This is a genomic window from Sporosarcina sp. QA0331 (assembly GCF_055808055.1).
Genome location: NZ_CM147850.1, coordinates 3,438,318 through 3,454,258, shown reverse-complemented (window position 1 = coordinate 3,454,258; position 15,941 = coordinate 3,438,318). Strand labels below are relative to the sequence as shown.

The window sequence follows — 15,941 nt, the reverse complement described above, 5'->3', positions numbered from 1 at the left end:
TAGACGATGAAACCAAAAAAGGCAATCCTTCAATAAACAAAGGATTGCCTTTTTATTTATGATTCCAATGAATTAAAGTCCCCATGCCATTGTAACGAAATAGACGATGCCAGTTAATACAGATGCGCCTGCGACGGTGTAAAGCATGTCCGTCGAGGTGAACATTAGTTTTTTCCCCATATTTCATGCTCTCCTTTCGCTTCCTGTTGTAAATCCTTCATAGGAATATAGTACCCGGATTTGATAATTCCAAAACTTCCCTTATGAAAAAGAATAAAAGTGAAATGAAACTTATTGTTTTATCTCTCGTATACTTGTTATGATTAAAAAAATAGTAGAAGGAAAGGGTGCTTTATTTGAATCGCACAGCAGAAAAGGTATTATCGATTATTGCAGTAGTGCTGACTACACTTGGAGTGATATTTGGATTTTTATTTATGGCGTTAATTAACTTAATGAAAAATGATCCGACATTCAAGCAGGACTTTGAAATGGAAATGATGACTGACCCAGCAATGACACAAGCGGATCTGGACGCTATGTATACGGTGTTTAATGTTATGGGTGGATTCATCTGGCTGATCATTATCGGAATGATTATTAGTGTAGTATTGAATATTGTTGGTATTGTAAACATCTGGAAAAATAAAAATGCCAAGCTTGCAGGGATCATGTTCATTATCGCAGGTGTTGTAGGAGGACTTCTTTCATTACCTTCCATCCTGCTATATGTCGCAGCAATTCTTTGCTTTACGAAAAAACCTCCTTTGCAGGATGATCTGGAATTTTCGAATCAACAATATGACGGGGATGGGATGAGACCGTTGTAAAAATAAAAAGACGCTTTTCCACATCGGGAAAGCGTCTTTCGATTATTATACGAGCACGGGCTCATGGATATAGTAAACGTATTGAGCAGTCTCAACGGGATAACCTTCGAAATACTCCTCGAATACTTCCAGCAATTCAAACCCTTGTTTTTCATAAAATGCCCGGCCGGCCGTATTTCGGCTATCTACGTAAACGAAAAGCTGTTTGGCGTTGCCAAGCATGTTTAGTGTAAAATCGAAAAGTTTTTTGCCATAGCCAGTATGTTGATAGGCTGGCAGGATATACATGGCTGTCAATTCTGAATCGCCATCTTCATCTTCCCTCGTAAAATTAAGAAAACCTATCGGAGTCCCTTTTTCACATTCAGCGACAAGCACATGTGTTTTTTCCATCCGTTTCATCATCATGGCATCGGAATAGGTGCTGTTAATAAATGCCGTCTGAATGTTTTCAGGAATGATCCCCGCATATGTATCATTCCACGTAATGTGGGCGATTTGTTGTATAAAACTAATATCTTCGGTAGTCATCGGTCTGATCATGACGAATCACCTCCGCAATCCTTTTTGTCCATCTAGCTCCGGGCGCCAGAGACTCGGGGTCATAAGTCGAAACTGCTATGTGGCAAAAAGCGCCACTTCGCATCTTCGTCTTATGCCTGTCGTCTCTAGGCAGGCGCCCTTCGCTTTTGTTTATCATAACAAAAAAAGGATGAATAAACTATGCTTGTAATCATAATGAAATATAAAAAAGTAAATTATCAAAAAATGAATAGAGTTCATGGGGAATCAACTGAATTATTTGAAATACGGCAAGCGATATGAGATGCTACTATCGAGGAAGATGCCCTGAATAACGAAATTGATTTTAGCTGCATGAGAGTTTTCAAAATCGAGATAAGGGTATACTGCAAGTATAATACGATTTTTTATAATAATGGAGGAATGATAATATGGCACGTAAAGGCGGAAATGGATTGCTTCTTGCTACGTTGGCTGCAGGTGCATACGCATATTTCAGCAAAAAGGAAAACCGAGACAAAGCTATGGTCGCGGTAAATAATATGAAAACAAAAGTTGATTCCTTTATACAATCGCAAAAATTGAACCGTTCCGATGATACGAAAGCCGGTCATTCGGATCCATATGATTTGCAAGATAATAAAATGGTGAGTGAAGGTGCACAAACAAGTGTCCATTACTATAACCAAGAGGTGGAAGATAAGTCCAAGGAATCAGAAGTGGACGGTCTTTACCATAAAAAAGAAAACCCAAGCCAAGCTCCACAAAACCAATAACAAACTCGCTTCCTCCATGGAGGCGTTTTTTTGTGTCCATTTTCCGATAAATATGCGTAAATAACGAACATTGATTGTAATTGCACAGTGAATTGATGTATACTTTTCAGTAGTTTGAAATAGTGAAGGTGAATTTATTGAAAAAGAAAATTGGTTTATTCACGATATTGATAACCGCTGCCGTTTTCTTGAGTGGTTGTTCCGGAGTCCAGAATAAAGAAGGAACGTTCTATAATATTTTCGTAAAGCCGATGGAATGGCTTCTTCATTATCTTGGTGAGACATTCAATGGGAGCTATGGGTTGGCGATCATCGTCATTACCGTTGCGATCCGTCTTGTGCTTATGCCGCTTATGTTGAAAAACTATAAGTCGCAGCAAGAAATGAAAATTAAAATGGATGCTCTCCGTCCAGAAATGGAAGATATCCAAAAACGGCTGAAAGCAGCAAAAGAAAAGGAAGATAAAGAAGAGCAGATGAAGCTTCAACAGGAAATGATGGGCTTGTATTCCAAGCACGGCGTCAATCCTTTGAACATGGGCTGTCTACCATTGATCATCCAAATGCCGATCATCATGGGTCTTTACTTTGCAATTCTTTACGCGCCGCCAGAAGTAAAGGAACACCAATTCCTTTGGTTCAATTTGGGCGAGCCGGATAAAATTATGATGCTAGTTGCGGGTGCGGTTTATTTCGTCCAAGCACGAGTATCATTGTGGACGATGCCAGAGCAGCAAAAGCAGCAGATGAAGTTGTTCATTTATATGTCGCCGATTATGATCATGTTCATTTCATTCACAGTGATGGCAGCACTTCCGCTCTATTGGGCGGTCGGTGGGCTATTGCTCATATTCCAAACGTATTTGGGCCGGAAGTTTTATTATAAGGAAGTGCAACCGGCTCCTGCTACGGATACGGAGAAAAAGAAAGATTGAACAAAGGCATACGAGAGGCTGGAGAGCAATCTCCGGCCTTTTTTGGAGGGATTTAACGTGACGCAGAAGAAAGTAGGCATTGTTGCAATTGTTTTGTTAGGAATTGTGACGTTGATTTTCGTCGTCAGAGGGAAATTGGATTTTGCGATTCTTACGATGATGGCGCTTTTTACATTGACGAACGCATCGAGAGCAAAGTCGTTTAAGGAACAAGGATATGAAAGAGAGTCCAAGTGGATGCGCTACCTATCCATCCTCTTTGCCATTTCATTCGTCGTCGTGTTATTGCTTATTATTTTGTAATAAAAAAGTTCCCCTTATGAAGGAGAACGCAGCCTGTTGACAAACGCTCGCATCCGTTGTTGCTCGTCTCGCTCGTCCGCTCATGAACTATAGTTCTATTCGCGTCTTCGCTCGACTTCGCGCCTAGGCTGGCAAGCGTTTTCAATCAGGCTGAGGAAATTCCTGTCCATTGCTTCTTGCCAAAAAATTAATAAGCTAGCCGTTTGCGAGTTGCAAGTACGATAATGATAGCGGGGATTGAGCAGACGGTCATTCCTAAAAAAGCGGTTCCCGGTGAGATCTCATAAAGATAACCGGCTGGGAACGTTAGGATTGCTGTGCTCAAACTCATTGCGATTGCGGCGTAGAACCCTTGGGCCGCAGCAATCTGCGAATTTGGAAGCTTTTTCGAAATATATTGGATGAATGCGTAATGGGCAATGCCGAAAGATGCGGCATGCAAAACTTGCGTCGCGATAAAAACGAAAGCGGTCGGGAAAAGAAAGACGAGCACCCATCGCAAGGTAGATCCGATTGCTGCAATTAGGAACATCGTCGAGATTCGAACGTCAGATAAAAAGCGATCCGCTTTAGCGAAAAAAAGAATTTCAAATAAAATGGCGACATTCAAAATGATTCCGATATAAAACCCGTTTACATCTAAGTCATCGAGGAACAGGAAGCCATAGTTATAATAGGAAGCATGTGCGCCCTGTAATAGGATAGCTAGCACCATGACGACTTGAAAGCCTTTTGTTGCAAATAACGTCTTCAATCCTATTTTTTGATTGCGAGAATCCTTTCGATCCTGCATGCTCTGCAAAACAGCAGGCGCAGGACGGGAGTAGAAGATGGCAGCAATTGCGAGTCCGGCAATCATCATATAGAGAATTGCTTGCTCAGTCCACAACGCTGTTGCGGCGCCGACGAGCAACAGTGCAATTGTATAACCGATCGAGCCGAACGAACGGCTTTTGCCATAATGGACATGCTCCTTTTGCATAAGGACGGACGCACCGCTTTCGACAGCCGGCAAAATAATCGGATAAACTGCGCTGAACAAAACTGTAATGATGAATAACGCTATGAACGGCGAATTAGGAATGTAGAGGATTGCAAGAAGCAATGACAATACAGTCATCCACTTCATGACGCGTACATACGACATCCTTTCCGTCAAATACGGAAAGACGAGGAACGTTGAAAACGAACGGGCAATCATCCCTGCACCCATGATGATGCTTGCGTCCTTTACGGTCAATCCTTTTTCGATCGTCAACCAGCCTGTCCAATAGGGAAGAAAAATGCCCCATGTGAAGAAAAACGTTAAAAAGCTTATCGAAAGCCACCGTTGATTATTCATAGATTACTCCTCGCAATCATTCATTTACACTTTTGCAAATAAATGATAGCATACACGGATTGGAAAGAACATCGTCATTTGGCGATTTATTCATATTTTGAAATGAGAGATACCTAGAATAGAAGGAAGGCCAACTAAGATGAATCGGAAACGAAAGTATAAAAGTCGGAAGAAATCCAACAAGACATTGACAATAACACTGCTTCTGACAAGTTTGATCATGACGGCGATTGTTGTGTGGATCGGTATGAACGGCTGGGATGTAAATAAGACATTGAGACAAGCTGGCATCGGTGAAACGCAAGCGCCACCTGTTGAAGAGCAAGAAGTAGAAGAGGACGCAAGCGAACCGGAAACGAATGAGGAAGAGCTTGAAGTACCAGAAGAGGAAACACCGGAGGTCGAGGAGAAGCCTGTTGAAGAAGAGCCGCCTGTAGAAACGAAAGAGCCGGAAACAAAGGAGCCAGAGAAAAATGTCACTCCTACAAAACCGACACCGAAACAAGAAGAGAAGCCGAACGTGACGAATAAACCGGCAAGCCCGAACAAAAGCGGCTATATCGAAGGCCAAAAGCTGCCTGCTGAACCGACAGTCATTAATGGAATTCTCATCGCGAATAAAAAACATCCTTTGCCAAGCACGTATGCACCTGGTGAAAGCAAAGAAGCTCGGGCGGCATTCGACGAGATGGCGGCTGAGGCTAAATTGTCAGGCATCAACTTGACGGCGTTCAGTACATATCGCTCGTTCGAGTACCAAACGTCGCTATACGACCGGTACGTAAGCAAGGATGGCGTGGAAAAAGCGGACCGCTATAGTGCGCGCCCGGGCTATTCTGAGCACCAAACCGGTCTCGCGTTCGATATCGGAGAAGTGAACTACGAAAAGTATTGGGCTTCCAATAAATTTGCAGATACGGAGGCGGGGAAATGGGTAGCGGCAAACGCGTACCGCTACGGTTTCATCCTCCGTTACCCGGAAGGCAAGGAACATATTACGGGGTACATGCATGAATCGTGGCATTTCCGTTATGTCGGCAAAGGTCTCGCCGAAGAAATCTTTAAACGCAACATTACGTTAGAAGAATATCTTGGTTTGAAATGAAAAAATCCTCCTCCATCTATTACGAGATGGGGGAGGATTTTTGTTTGTTTTATAGGATTGGTGATAGCAATCTCGAAACGGACTCTTTGATCTTGATCCAACGCGTCCGATTCATATACATTTCATACGTCAGCTCTGTTGATAATTGCATATCCTGCTCGAACAGCTCAGCGAGTTCGTGGGATTTTTCGCGGTCATAAATAAATGCATTGATTTCAAAATTGAGCTTGAAGCTCCGTACGTCGATATTTGCTGTTCCGACGGTGGACAATTCATCATCGACAACAATCTGTTTTGAATGAATGAATCCATTTTCGTAAATATACACTTTCGCGCCAGCCCTTAACAGCTTTCCGACGTTGGAATACGTCGCCCAGTAGACAAACATATGGTCAGGCTTATTCGGGATCATGATGCGTACGTCGACTCCCGATAGGCACGCAATCCGCAAGGCGTCAAGGAAGCTGACATCAGGAATGAAGTACGGCGTCTGGATATAAATATATTCTTTCGCTAGGAAAATCATTTTCAAATAGCCATCTTTAATCTGCTCCCACTCTGCATCGGGGCCGCTCGATACGATTTGCAGCCCGACCGACCCTTTCCGCGGAATTGCGGGGAAGTAGCGCTCGGCGTATTCGATATCTTCCATCTCGGTCGCTTGGTTCCAGTCAAGGATGAATCTTGTTTGAAGCGGGTGGATCGCGCTCCCTTCAAGGCGGAGATGTGTGTCGCGCCAATAGCCAAATCGTTTATTCAACCCTAAATACTCATCACCGACATTGAAGCCGCCGACATACCCGACGCGCCCGTCAATGACAACGATTTTCCGGTGGTTCCGGTAGTTAAGCCGAGGATTGATGAGTGGAAGGAGGGCAGGAAAGAACGCGGCCACTTCGCCTCCGCAGTTGATCAATTCCTTTAAATGTTTGACGCGGAGTCCACGTGAGCCGATATCATCGAATAAGACGCGCACTTTGACGCCTTGCTTCGCCTTTTTGATCAATACTTCCAATATCCGTTTCCCTAATGAGTCCAACCGTAAAATGTAATATTGAAAATGGATATGGTCTTTGGCATTTTCAAGATCCTTCAGCAGGGCATCGAATTTTGCAACACCGTCATTAAAAACTCGAACGTCATTATCTTGTGTTAAAACGGCGTGGTTATTGCGAAGATGTAGGTAAATCATATCTTTATAATGTGCGGTGTCATCCAGTCTGAAATCGAATGTTCCTTCTTCGATCGATTCGATTTGGTAATCGATCAATGTTTCAATTCCGATTCGGTTTTTTCCTTCCCATCTGAATAAATGCTTTTTCCGTAACTTTCTGCCGAATAATAAATAAATGAAAAAGCCGAATAAAGGTACGAAGAAGAGGACGAGAATCCACGCCCACGTTGCGGTAGGATCTCTTCGTTCAAGGAAAATCAGCGCAATCGCAAGGAAAATGTTCAATATGAAAATGGATGTTACCGTAATCGTGATTAAACTGGCCATATAAGCCCTCCTTTAGTGACTGCTCATTATTAGTATACCGAAAACCAACCGAAAAAGAAGGGAATATCAACCACAAGTGGAGACTCTTGTAGTTTACACTTTGCTTGTTGGGGAAGATTATAAGAAAATGAGTTAATCCAACTTGACTGATATGATTTAAGGGTATATAGTCTATTATAGTTTTTTATTTATTCCTGAAGGGGGAAAAGAAGTGAATACAGTTTTATTACTTATAAATATAGTAGCGCTCTTGCTTTTAATAGGTCTTCTATATACTATGCATCGTAAAAACGTTTCGTTTTCCAAAAGGGTTTTTACTGGGTTAGGACTTGGAATTCTTTTTGGGTTCATCCTGAATATTGCTTACGGCGCTGACTCGGAAATATTGGCGCAATCGGTAAGTTGGTTTAACATCGTAGGGACAGGCTACGTTAAGCTTCTTCAAATGATTGTCGTTCCGCTCGTGTTCATATCGATTCTTGGCGCTTTCACGAAAGTGACAATCGGCAAGAACTTCGGAAAGATGGCGGGAATGATTTTAGGGATCCTCGTTGGGACAACTGCAATTGCTGCAGCGATCGGTATTTCGGCTTCCCTGCTGTTCGGCTTGGACGCTTCTGAAATTGTCCATGGTGATGCGGAAACTGAACGCGGCGTCTCCATGGAGGAGCGTTCTGCGGAAATGGCTGGAAAAGCATTGCCGGATCAAATTCTCGACCTATTGCCTGCAAATCCGTTTCTTGACTTTACAGGCGCACGTCCGACATCAACGATTGGTGTCGTTATCTTCGCAGCGTTTCTTGGATTTGCCTATTTGGCACTAACGAGACGGGATGAAGAAAATGCAAACCTAGTGAAGAGAGGGATTGATGCCCTTTATTCATTGATCATGGGTGTCGTACGGATTGTGTTGCGTTTGACGCCTTACGGAATTTTGGCGATCATCGCAAGGACTGTTGCAACGTCTGATTTTGCAGCAATTTATAGCTTAGGGAAATTCGTCCTTGCTTCGTACGTCGCATTAATTGTCATGTATCTCATCCATTTGATCATCATTACGATTTCCGGACTCAATCCGGTCACGTATGTTAAGAAGACAGCAGAAGCTTTGCTGTTCGCTTTCTCATCAAGATCCAGTGCTGGTGCTTTACCACTAAATATTAAAACACAAACCGATCGGCTTGGAGTTCCGGATGGGGTTGCAAACTTTGCAGGCTCTTTCGGATTGTCGATTGGACAAAACGGTTGTGCAGGCGTGTACCCAGCGATGCTCGCTGTTATGATTGCGCCTACTGTCGGGCAAAATCCATTAGAACCGACATTCCTGCTAACGTTGATAGCGATCGTGGCGATTAGTTCGTTCGGGGTTGCCGGAGTCGGCGGCGGAGCTACATTCGCGGCAATCCTTGTACTATCAGCCTTGAATCTCCCGGTTGCTTTGGCAGGTTTGTTGATTTCGGTTGAACCTCTTATCGATATGGGGCGGACTGCATTGAACGTGAGCGGTTCTATGACTGCTGGTGTAGCCACTGCGCGTATTAATGGAGAGTTGGATAAGGAAGTCTTTAACGGTCCAATTGAGCAACAATCAATTGAAGCATAATAGAAAAAATGCCGAGGAAGCAATGTGCTTCTTCGGCATTTTTTATTTACTTCGAATCAATTCATAAGTCTCCATGATGAAATCTTTATAAGGCGTGCGGGGCATGGAAAAAATATTGCTCACGGCAATGTCGATTGAACGTATTGCTGCCGCTTCATCTCCTAAAGCCCGATGGCAAAGTGCCGCGTACGCATCTTTTTCATAGAAGATGGATAAATCGAATGGATGGTGGATATAGTCTGCAATTGTCACTTCTGTAAAACAAGTAAGCGCCTCCTTGTGTCTTCCAATACCATAAAGTGCCTTGCCTTTTTCCATTAAGGTATAAGAGCTATGCGAATTGATTGTATCGTGTTCTTGAAGGTATGCATTGAGAAGATCCAATGCCTCCTTGTACGAACGTTTATAGGAGGTCAAATAATGTACTTTTGCATATTCAGTAAATAGAATCGCTTCTTCGTCATCGGCAAATTCCCCGTAGAGTAACATTTTTTGTACGTAATAATCCATCGATTTAACATCCTGATTCATCATCGCATTGAATGTCGCCAGCCTGTACAAATGATCGATGCGATAAAAAACCTGCTTCTCCTTTGAGAATTCAATCCCTTCATTCATGACACGAATTGCCTCATCTGAATCGCCTACCGCATAGTGAAGAATTGCTTCAAAATAATCGAAATCGAGCCGGGTGAGAGGGTCGATAAATCCATTCCGTACTTCTATTTCAGAACGCTCCTTCAATAGAATTGCAAGGGACTCGTCATATTTATGTTCGGAGAATTTCACCATTGACCGGAAAAGACCAACTGATGCAAAGCGGCGGGTACTGTTCATTTGATCATAAATGTCTGCTGCCCTATCTAAGAGTTCTTGCCATCCATCCTTCTTTTCATAGTAGAGAGTACGGCTATATATATCCAAAAGCCTTGCCGCTTCATAGCCCTGTGTCAATTTCTCCACATATGGCTCGACTAACGAGATGATTTGATCATGTTCATCCGTCAATTTATCAAGACCAATACTGAACAGTTGCTCCGCAGTTTTCAACACTTCCTGTAATTCCTGCCGATTCGTCTCCTCCAATAGTTCTGCTGATTCTACACCAAGCTGTTTTGCAATATACGCTAAACTATCCATGGAAGGATTCGCTTTATTGTTCTCGATTAAACTGAGCATCCCTTTAGTTAGCTGATCTCCCGCCAATGCTTCCAATGTAAGTTTTTGCTGTTTCCTCAGCTTCCTGATTCGTTCACCTAATGTTTGCAGGGGGAACACCTCCGATTATGTTGGTTATTTATGTGGATCATGCATATCTGTAATCGAAATAAAAACTCATATAGTAATGAATCAATTGTACCTGTTTCACTTCGCCGACAATCATCATACACTACATCTGTGAGCTTTGTTTAATTATATTAAACTTTTGCTTGCAATGGAAGAGGTAACATGCTATTCTTTGTTTAATAAAATTAAACTTCCTGAATGGAGTGACTATTTTGAGTGAAGCAATGAAGTTAAAAAGGGCGACGTACCATCTGTGGACGTTTACAATCAGCAAACTTATTTCATCGTTCGGCGCCCAAGTATATGCGTTTGCTGTCAGTTTTTACATTTTACAATTAACGGGGTCTGCAACGAGCTTTGCAACAAACTTGATTTGTAGCATTTTGCCACGGACGCTTGTTGCACCGTTTGCCGGTTATGTTGCTGATCGATACTCAAGAAAGGCCATTATCATATGTGCACAAATTGCTTCTACTTTAGCGATCGGCAGTCTTCTTGCAGTCAGCTTGACTTCGGGAATTTCACTTTTAGCAATTTATATGACGACGGTAGTTTTGTCGATCGCTTCAACTTTTTCTGGAGTGACATTCAGTTCATCTATAACAGGACTTGTCGATGAAGCAAGAATTCAAAAAGCAATGTCCTTGAACCAGATGTCGATTTCTTTCGCAGCAATCGGAAGCCCAGCAACCGCTGGCGTGTTATACGGTACCGTTCCCATGCCGGTATTCCTTATGATATATATGACAGCTTCAATCGTTGCAGTAATTCTTGAATCGACGATGAATTTCAAGCTGTTCGCAAAAAGGAAAGAGGTTGTTGAAGGGGAGCCGAAAGAGCCGATGCTGCAAAGTATGAAAGCAGGACTTTCTTATTTGAAACTGCAGCCGGTTATCATGGCGATCATTTGGATTTCACTATTTATCAACTTCCTATTCGGTGCGTTCATGGTCGGCCACTCTTTCATCCTGATCGAAAAGTTGAAAATGGCGCCGGAGCATTTTGGCTTAATTGATGGAGCATTAGCTGTAGGGATGTTGCTCATGTCACTTTATTTATCAATGCGGAAAGAAGTGAAATTCCCTCTTTTAGTTGGAAAACGAGGCATCATCGGTATGGCTTTACTTATGAGTGGAGTAGCATTACCGCTTATCATTTCCATGCCATATTCATTGATGTTCGCCTACTATGCAACGCTTTTGTTCGGCTTCGGTTTGACTCAAATCATTGTCAATACACCATTGATGGTTATGATGCAAAAGATGATCGACGACGATTACAAAGGACGCGTCTTTTCCATTCTCGAAACAATGGCAATGGCGCTTATGCCGCTAGGAACGGTTATATACGGATTCTTGTATGATATTTTACCTGCACAGTGGATCCTGATTACTTCCAGTTTGTTACTCATTGGAGTTGTCCTCGTGTTAGCAAGGCCGTCTGTTATCAGGATGGCACATCCAGAGCTTGATAAGTCATCATCAGTGAAGGCGGAACCTGTTCAAGAATGATGGAAAAGGGGTGTAGCATTGGAAGCGATCTTTAAAGAAATTGTGGACATTATGCATAACGATTACGCAGGATGCGAGGATAAGCAAGGATGTGACAGACCGGAGCATTTCCTTGAAATGATAAGGAATGAGCAGCTGTCAAATACGGAATTCAAGGGAATTGTTGAAGAGTACTTGTTAGATTTCAACGATCAACATATTCATTTCATTATGGAAAATGCGGAAAATGAAAAGCCTGAAAATCGCGGTTTTAAAGTACGGCGTTACGAAGATCGGCTGTATGTCACGGAAGTAGATTCGGAGGATCGGCTTAAACCTGGGATGAGCATCGTTTCGTTAGGCGGAAAAAGCATAGGTGAATTGAAAGAGTTGCATCATAGACGGTTGAATGAAAATCATTCTGAACGGGAAAATTGGGGACCGGTATTGATGCTTTATCCGGAAGGTGAAGTGGAAGACGAGAATGGAACGCGGACATTTACATTCGGCTTGTTTGATAAAAAGCCTTATGTCCCTACGTACTCCGTGGAAAAAAGGCAAGACGTAGTATTCATTACAATGACTGATTTTGCAAACCCGGATGCCATCGTGAAAATGGTCGAGGAGAATAAAGAGCTGCTTGGAACGACGGATAAGTGGATTATTGATGTGCGTGTAAATTATGGCGGTTCTGATTCTAGTTTCTATCCATTGCTGCCTTATATCATGCCTGAAGAGGGTGTGGAGCTAGCGGACAACGATTCGGAGGATAGGATGCTGTTCAATTGCACGGAAGCAAGTGCTGATCGTATTTTGCCTGAACTGGAGGAGGCGCTAGCGGGTACTGATGATGAGCAAGCAAGATGGTTTTTGTCTGTCTTTAAACGTGAATGGGAGCGCAACCGCGGGAAAGGATTCATTGAATTCGATTTTGGCGATATGGTGAGCGATACGTTCGTAAAAGGGATGAAACATCCATCACAAATTATTGTTTTGACGGATGTCTTTTGCGGCAGTTCGGGAGATTCCTTTGTGGCGGTTGCCAAAAAGTCTAGCAAAGTGACCGTTATCGGAAGAGCAACGATGGGACTGAACGATTACGCCAATTTGGTAAGTGCTAAATGGGAAGAAGGATTTGAGCTGATGTATCCGACATCACGAATGGGCGGCATTGATAAAGGCAAAGGGATGACAGGCATCGGCATCACACCGCATATTCATATTCCTTGGACGCCTGAGCATATTGAAGAGGATATTGACGTGAAGAAGGCTTTTGATCTTTTATCTCAAAACAATGCAGTGACAAATTGATGTTTTTGTAATGAATAGGCATTTTGTACGGTGAAATGAAACTATTTTCATAACGGCTCGTATAACTGTATGTATGATTGACAGAAAAATAGGAACAGGGGGAAGATTATGCTGAACAAAGCGCTTATTGAAGATGTGTTGCAAGCTGCTCTTGAAACCGGCGGCGATTTCTCGGAAGTATTTGTGGAAGATCGCTACACGAATCATATGGTCCTTCAAAATTCTCGTCTAGAGAAGAATTTGTCGGGACGGGATTTTGGTGTGGGAATACGAGTGTTTCATGGGTTGCAAAGCGTCTATGCTTACACGAATGATTTCTCAAGAGAAGGACTTTTGAAGGCTGCTCGTACAGCTGCGAAAGCCATTGAAGGGAAGAAGGATGGGAAAACGACGATTATCCCGCTCCTTAAGGAATCGGTTTCGATGCTCCATCCAATAAAAATCATGCCAACTGAAGCAGCTAAATCCCGAAAGCTTACTGTGATGCGCAATGCGAATGATATCATCAGAAACTACGATCCAGAAATCGTGCAGGCAATCATTAACTTGATCGACGAGGAGCAAAATGTCCTCATCGCCAATTCTGAAGGGAAGTTTGTGGAAGACAAGCGAGTAAGAAGCCGGATGTCCATGGTATCCATCGCTTCAGATGGGGCGGATATGCAGACCGGTTTTTACGGGCCTGGCGCGTACCAAGGTTTTGAGTTTATTGAAAACCTCGACCTGAATCATTATGCGAAAGAATCTGCTCGAATTGCCAAAACGATGCTTCATGCCGATCCTGCGCCAAGCGGAAAATTCCCTGTCATTATCGACAATGAATTTGGCGGAGTCATTTTCCACGAAGCTTGTGGCCACAGCCTTGAGGCGACATCGGTTGCAAAAAATGCATCAGTATTTGCGAATAAATTAGGAGAAAAAGTGGCGTCAGACCTTGTTACATATATTGACGATGGGACGCTTGAAAATGAATGGGGCTCGATTAATATCGACGATGAAGGTGAAAAGTCCCGCAAAAATGTGCTCATTGAAGACGGCATACTGAAAGGATATATGATCGATAAATTGAACGGTAGACGGATGGGAATGGAGTCTACAGGCTCAAGTCGCAGACAATCATACAGATTTGCACCGACGTCCCGGATGACAAATACGTATATTGCTCCTGGAAAATCTACGCCTGAAGAAATCATAGCGGACACGGAATTCGGCATTTACGCGAAATACATGGGTGGGGGTTCGGTCAATCCTTCAACGGGTGATTTCAACTTTGCTGTTCATGAGGCGTACTTGGTCAAAAACGGGAAAATCGATAAACCGATCCGTGGTGCGACTTTGATCGGTAACGGGGCGAAAACGATTCTGGATATCGATCGCGTCGGCAATAATTTAGGCCACGGAGCGGGAATGTGCGGCGCATCCAGTGGCAGTTTGCCGGTAAATGTCGGGCAACCGATGGTACGTGTAAGTGAAATCACAGTCGGCGGAAAGGAGGCATAATAATGAGCATTGAACAATTGAAGGAGCGGCTATTTGCTGAAGGGGAAAATATGGGCTTTACCAATCTTGAACTCTATTATGAGAAAAAAGAGAGCCTTACGATCGGGTTATACGAAGGGGAAGTGGATAAATACGACTTTTCCGATGTTCAAGGAGCATCTGTTAGAGGGCTGTATAATGGAAAAACAGTTTACGCCTATACAGAAAAATTCGATGAGGATTCGGTTGCATTCTTGCTGAAAAATGCAGTGGAAAATGCGGAGCTGATTGAAAATGAACCGGAAGAGTTATTCACGGAAAGAGCGGGGTATGAAGAAATCCAGTTCTATAGTCCGGAATTGGATACGGTTAAGCCGGAAAATATGATTCAATTCTTGCAGGAAGTGGAGAAGAAAATCCTATCATATGATCCACGAGTTAAGAAAGTTACAACATCCCAAATGCAAAATCAGAAATCTGAAAAAGGCCTTTTCCATGATAAAGGGTTGGAGCTTAAAGAAGCGAATAACTTTTTACTATTTTACGTATCGATCCTCGTCCAGGAAAATGACGAATTGAAATCCGGATTTGTATTTAGAATCACTAAGGATTTCAATGATCTTGATGCGGATGCAATCGTAAAAGAGGTCGTAGAACAGGGCGTAAGCAGGTTGGGTGAAAAGAATTATCCAAATAAAAATTACCCAGTCGTATTGAAAAATGAAGCGGCGGCTTCTCTATTGTCAACTTTCACATCCTCTTTCTCGGCTCAGGCTGTACAGGATAACCGATCCCGCCTTAAAGGGAAGTTAAGTGAGAAGATCGCGGCAGATCATGTAAATTTGATTGATAACCCGTTTCTTCCAGCAGGAATCCAAAGTGCGACATTCGATTCGGAAGGAGTTCCGACGCGAAAACTTAACATTGTAGAGGAGGGGAACTTACAAACCTACTTCCACAACTTGAAAACGGCGAAAAAAGATGGCGTGGAGACGACAGGTCATGCACATCGCAGTTCCTATAAGGGTTCTGTCGAAGTGAGCCCGACCAATTTCTATATTGAGCCTGCCCATCAAACGTATGAGCAGCTTTACGAGGGGTTTGAGGAAGGTGTTATTATTACCGATTTAGCTGGGTTGCATTCTGGGGCAGACCCGATTTCAGGCGACTTTTCATTGGCAGCTGACGGATATTACGTTAAGGACGGCAAAATTGTCGGGCCGACGAAGCAAATGACCGTCGCAGGGAACTTCTTTGAAGTGCTCCAGGATATTGAGGGGATTGGCAGCGATCTAATCTTCTCTCCGATGAGCTTTAGCGGGTACATCGGTTCTCCATCGTTGAAAATTAAGGGCTTGGCGGTTACAGTGGATTAACAAATGATTGGAAGTAAATAAGACAGGGCACGACATATTGCACGATGAATATGTTGTGTCTCTTTTTTTATGCTACCGAGT

General features: G+C 43.1%; 14 protein-coding genes. 10 read left to right on the top strand and 4 right to left on the bottom strand.

Going from position 1 to position 15,941, the window contains the following annotated elements; genetic code table 11:
* The first annotated feature begins 356 nt into the window (after positions 1-356).
* A complete protein-coding gene (locus AC0L13_RS17475) occupies positions 357-830 on the top strand; it encodes a DUF4064 domain-containing protein (protein WP_473641845.1) in 474 nt (157 codons plus the stop codon).
* A gap of 45 nt (positions 831-875) precedes the next feature.
* Here the strand turns inward: AC0L13_RS17475 and AC0L13_RS17470 are convergent, their stop codons facing one another.
* Entirely contained in the window at positions 876-1,373 is a 498-nt protein-coding gene (locus tag AC0L13_RS17470) for a GNAT family N-acetyltransferase (RefSeq protein ID WP_473641843.1), read from the bottom strand.
* Between the two features lie 410 nt (positions 1,374-1,783).
* Here AC0L13_RS17470 and AC0L13_RS17465 point away from each other — a divergent pair, with 410 nt between their 5' ends.
* From AC0L13_RS17465 to AC0L13_RS17455, 3 genes are all read left to right on the top strand, one after another.
* Entirely contained in the window at positions 1,784-2,128 is a 345-nt protein-coding gene (locus tag AC0L13_RS17465) for a hypothetical protein (protein ID WP_473641841.1), read from the top strand.
* Positions 2,129-2,265: 137 nt separating this feature from the next.
* The gene (yidC, locus tag AC0L13_RS17460) at positions 2,266-3,063 is read left to right on the top strand and encodes a membrane protein insertase YidC (protein ID WP_473641839.1); all 798 of its coding nucleotides are present in this window, start codon (positions 2,266-2,268) and stop codon (positions 3,061-3,063) included.
* Positions 3,064-3,120: 57 nt separating this feature from the next.
* Complete coding sequence (locus AC0L13_RS17455) at positions 3,121-3,366, top strand: hypothetical protein (protein WP_473641837.1); 246 nt, start codon at positions 3,121-3,123, stop codon at positions 3,364-3,366.
* 187 nt (positions 3,367-3,553) lie between these two features.
* Here the strand turns inward: AC0L13_RS17455 and AC0L13_RS17450 are convergent, their stop codons facing one another.
* Positions 3,554-4,708, bottom strand: a complete 1,155-nt coding sequence (locus tag AC0L13_RS17450; protein ID WP_473641835.1) for an MFS transporter — start codon at positions 4,706-4,708, stop codon at positions 3,554-3,556.
* A gap of 139 nt (positions 4,709-4,847) precedes the next feature.
* Between AC0L13_RS17450 and AC0L13_RS17445 the strand changes: the two genes are divergently transcribed.
* The gene (locus AC0L13_RS17445) at positions 4,848-5,813 is read left to right on the top strand and encodes a M15 family metallopeptidase (RefSeq protein ID WP_473641832.1); all 966 of its coding nucleotides are present in this window, start codon (positions 4,848-4,850) and stop codon (positions 5,811-5,813) included.
* A 49-nt stretch (positions 5,814-5,862) separates the two neighbouring features.
* On the opposite strand, the gene cls is transcribed toward AC0L13_RS17445, so the two are convergent.
* Positions 5,863-7,314: a cardiolipin synthase gene (cls, locus tag AC0L13_RS17440; RefSeq protein WP_473641830.1), complete on the bottom strand. Its 1,452-nt coding sequence runs from the start codon at positions 7,312-7,314 to the stop codon at positions 5,863-5,865.
* Positions 7,315-7,591: 277 nt separating this feature from the next.
* On the opposite strand from cls, the gene AC0L13_RS17435 reads away from it, so the two are divergent.
* On the top strand, positions 7,592-8,917 hold the full coding sequence (locus AC0L13_RS17435) for an L-cystine transporter (protein ID WP_473647103.1): 1,326 nt from the start codon (positions 7,592-7,594) through the stop codon (positions 8,915-8,917).
* A gap of 42 nt (positions 8,918-8,959) precedes the next feature.
* Here the strand turns inward: AC0L13_RS17435 and AC0L13_RS17430 are convergent, their stop codons facing one another.
* Positions 8,960-10,132 carry an XRE family transcriptional regulator gene (locus tag AC0L13_RS17430; RefSeq protein ID WP_473641828.1) on the bottom strand — a complete coding sequence of 391 codons (1,173 nt, stop codon included), beginning with the start codon at positions 10,130-10,132 and terminating at the stop codon, positions 8,960-8,962.
* Between the two features lie 284 nt (positions 10,133-10,416).
* Between AC0L13_RS17430 and AC0L13_RS17425 the strand changes: the two genes are divergently transcribed.
* The 4 genes from AC0L13_RS17425 (at position 10,417) to AC0L13_RS17410 (ending at position 15,860) form a co-directional block, all read left to right on the top strand.
* On the top strand, positions 10,417-11,715 hold the full coding sequence (locus tag AC0L13_RS17425) for an MFS transporter (RefSeq protein ID WP_473641826.1): 1,299 nt from the start codon (positions 10,417-10,419) through the stop codon (positions 11,713-11,715).
* A gap of 18 nt (positions 11,716-11,733) precedes the next feature.
* Positions 11,734-13,005 (top strand): S41 family peptidase, encoded by a 1,272-nt coding sequence (locus tag AC0L13_RS17420; protein ID WP_473641824.1) that lies wholly within the window; start codon positions 11,734-11,736, stop codon positions 13,003-13,005.
* 108 nt (positions 13,006-13,113) lie between these two features.
* Complete coding sequence (locus AC0L13_RS17415) at positions 13,114-14,505, top strand: TldD/PmbA family protein (protein ID WP_473641822.1); 1,392 nt, start codon at positions 13,114-13,116, stop codon at positions 14,503-14,505.
* Positions 14,506-14,507: 2 nt separating this feature from the next.
* Positions 14,508-15,860, top strand: coding sequence for a TldD/PmbA family protein (locus AC0L13_RS17410; RefSeq protein WP_473641820.1), 1,353 nt, complete (start codon positions 14,508-14,510; stop codon positions 15,858-15,860).
* The last annotated feature ends 81 nt before the right edge of the window (positions 15,861-15,941 follow it).

Excerpts from the sequence above, each read along its gene's own strand:
- AC0L13_RS17470 (WP_473641843.1), bottom strand. The coding sequence starts at position 1,373 with ATGATCAGACCGATGACTACCGAAGATATTAGTTTTATACAACAAATC.
- AC0L13_RS17465 (WP_473641841.1), top strand. The coding sequence starts at position 1,784 with ATGGCACGTAAAGGCGGAAATGGATTGCTTCTTGCTACGTTGGCTGCA.
- AC0L13_RS17450 (WP_473641835.1), bottom strand. The coding sequence starts at position 4,708 with ATGAATAATCAACGGTGGCTTTCGATAAGCTTTTTAACGTTTTTCTTC.
- AC0L13_RS17445 (WP_473641832.1), top strand. The coding sequence starts at position 4,848 with ATGAATCGGAAACGAAAGTATAAAAGTCGGAAGAAATCCAACAAGACA.
- cls (WP_473641830.1), bottom strand. The coding sequence starts at position 7,314 with ATGGCCAGTTTAATCACGATTACGGTAACATCCATTTTCATATTGAAC.
- AC0L13_RS17435 (WP_473647103.1), top strand. The coding sequence starts at position 7,592 with ATGCATCGTAAAAACGTTTCGTTTTCCAAAAGGGTTTTTACTGGGTTA.
- AC0L13_RS17415 (WP_473641822.1), top strand. The coding sequence starts at position 13,114 with ATGCTGAACAAAGCGCTTATTGAAGATGTGTTGCAAGCTGCTCTTGAA.
- AC0L13_RS17410 (WP_473641820.1), top strand. The coding sequence starts at position 14,508 with ATGAGCATTGAACAATTGAAGGAGCGGCTATTTGCTGAAGGGGAAAAT.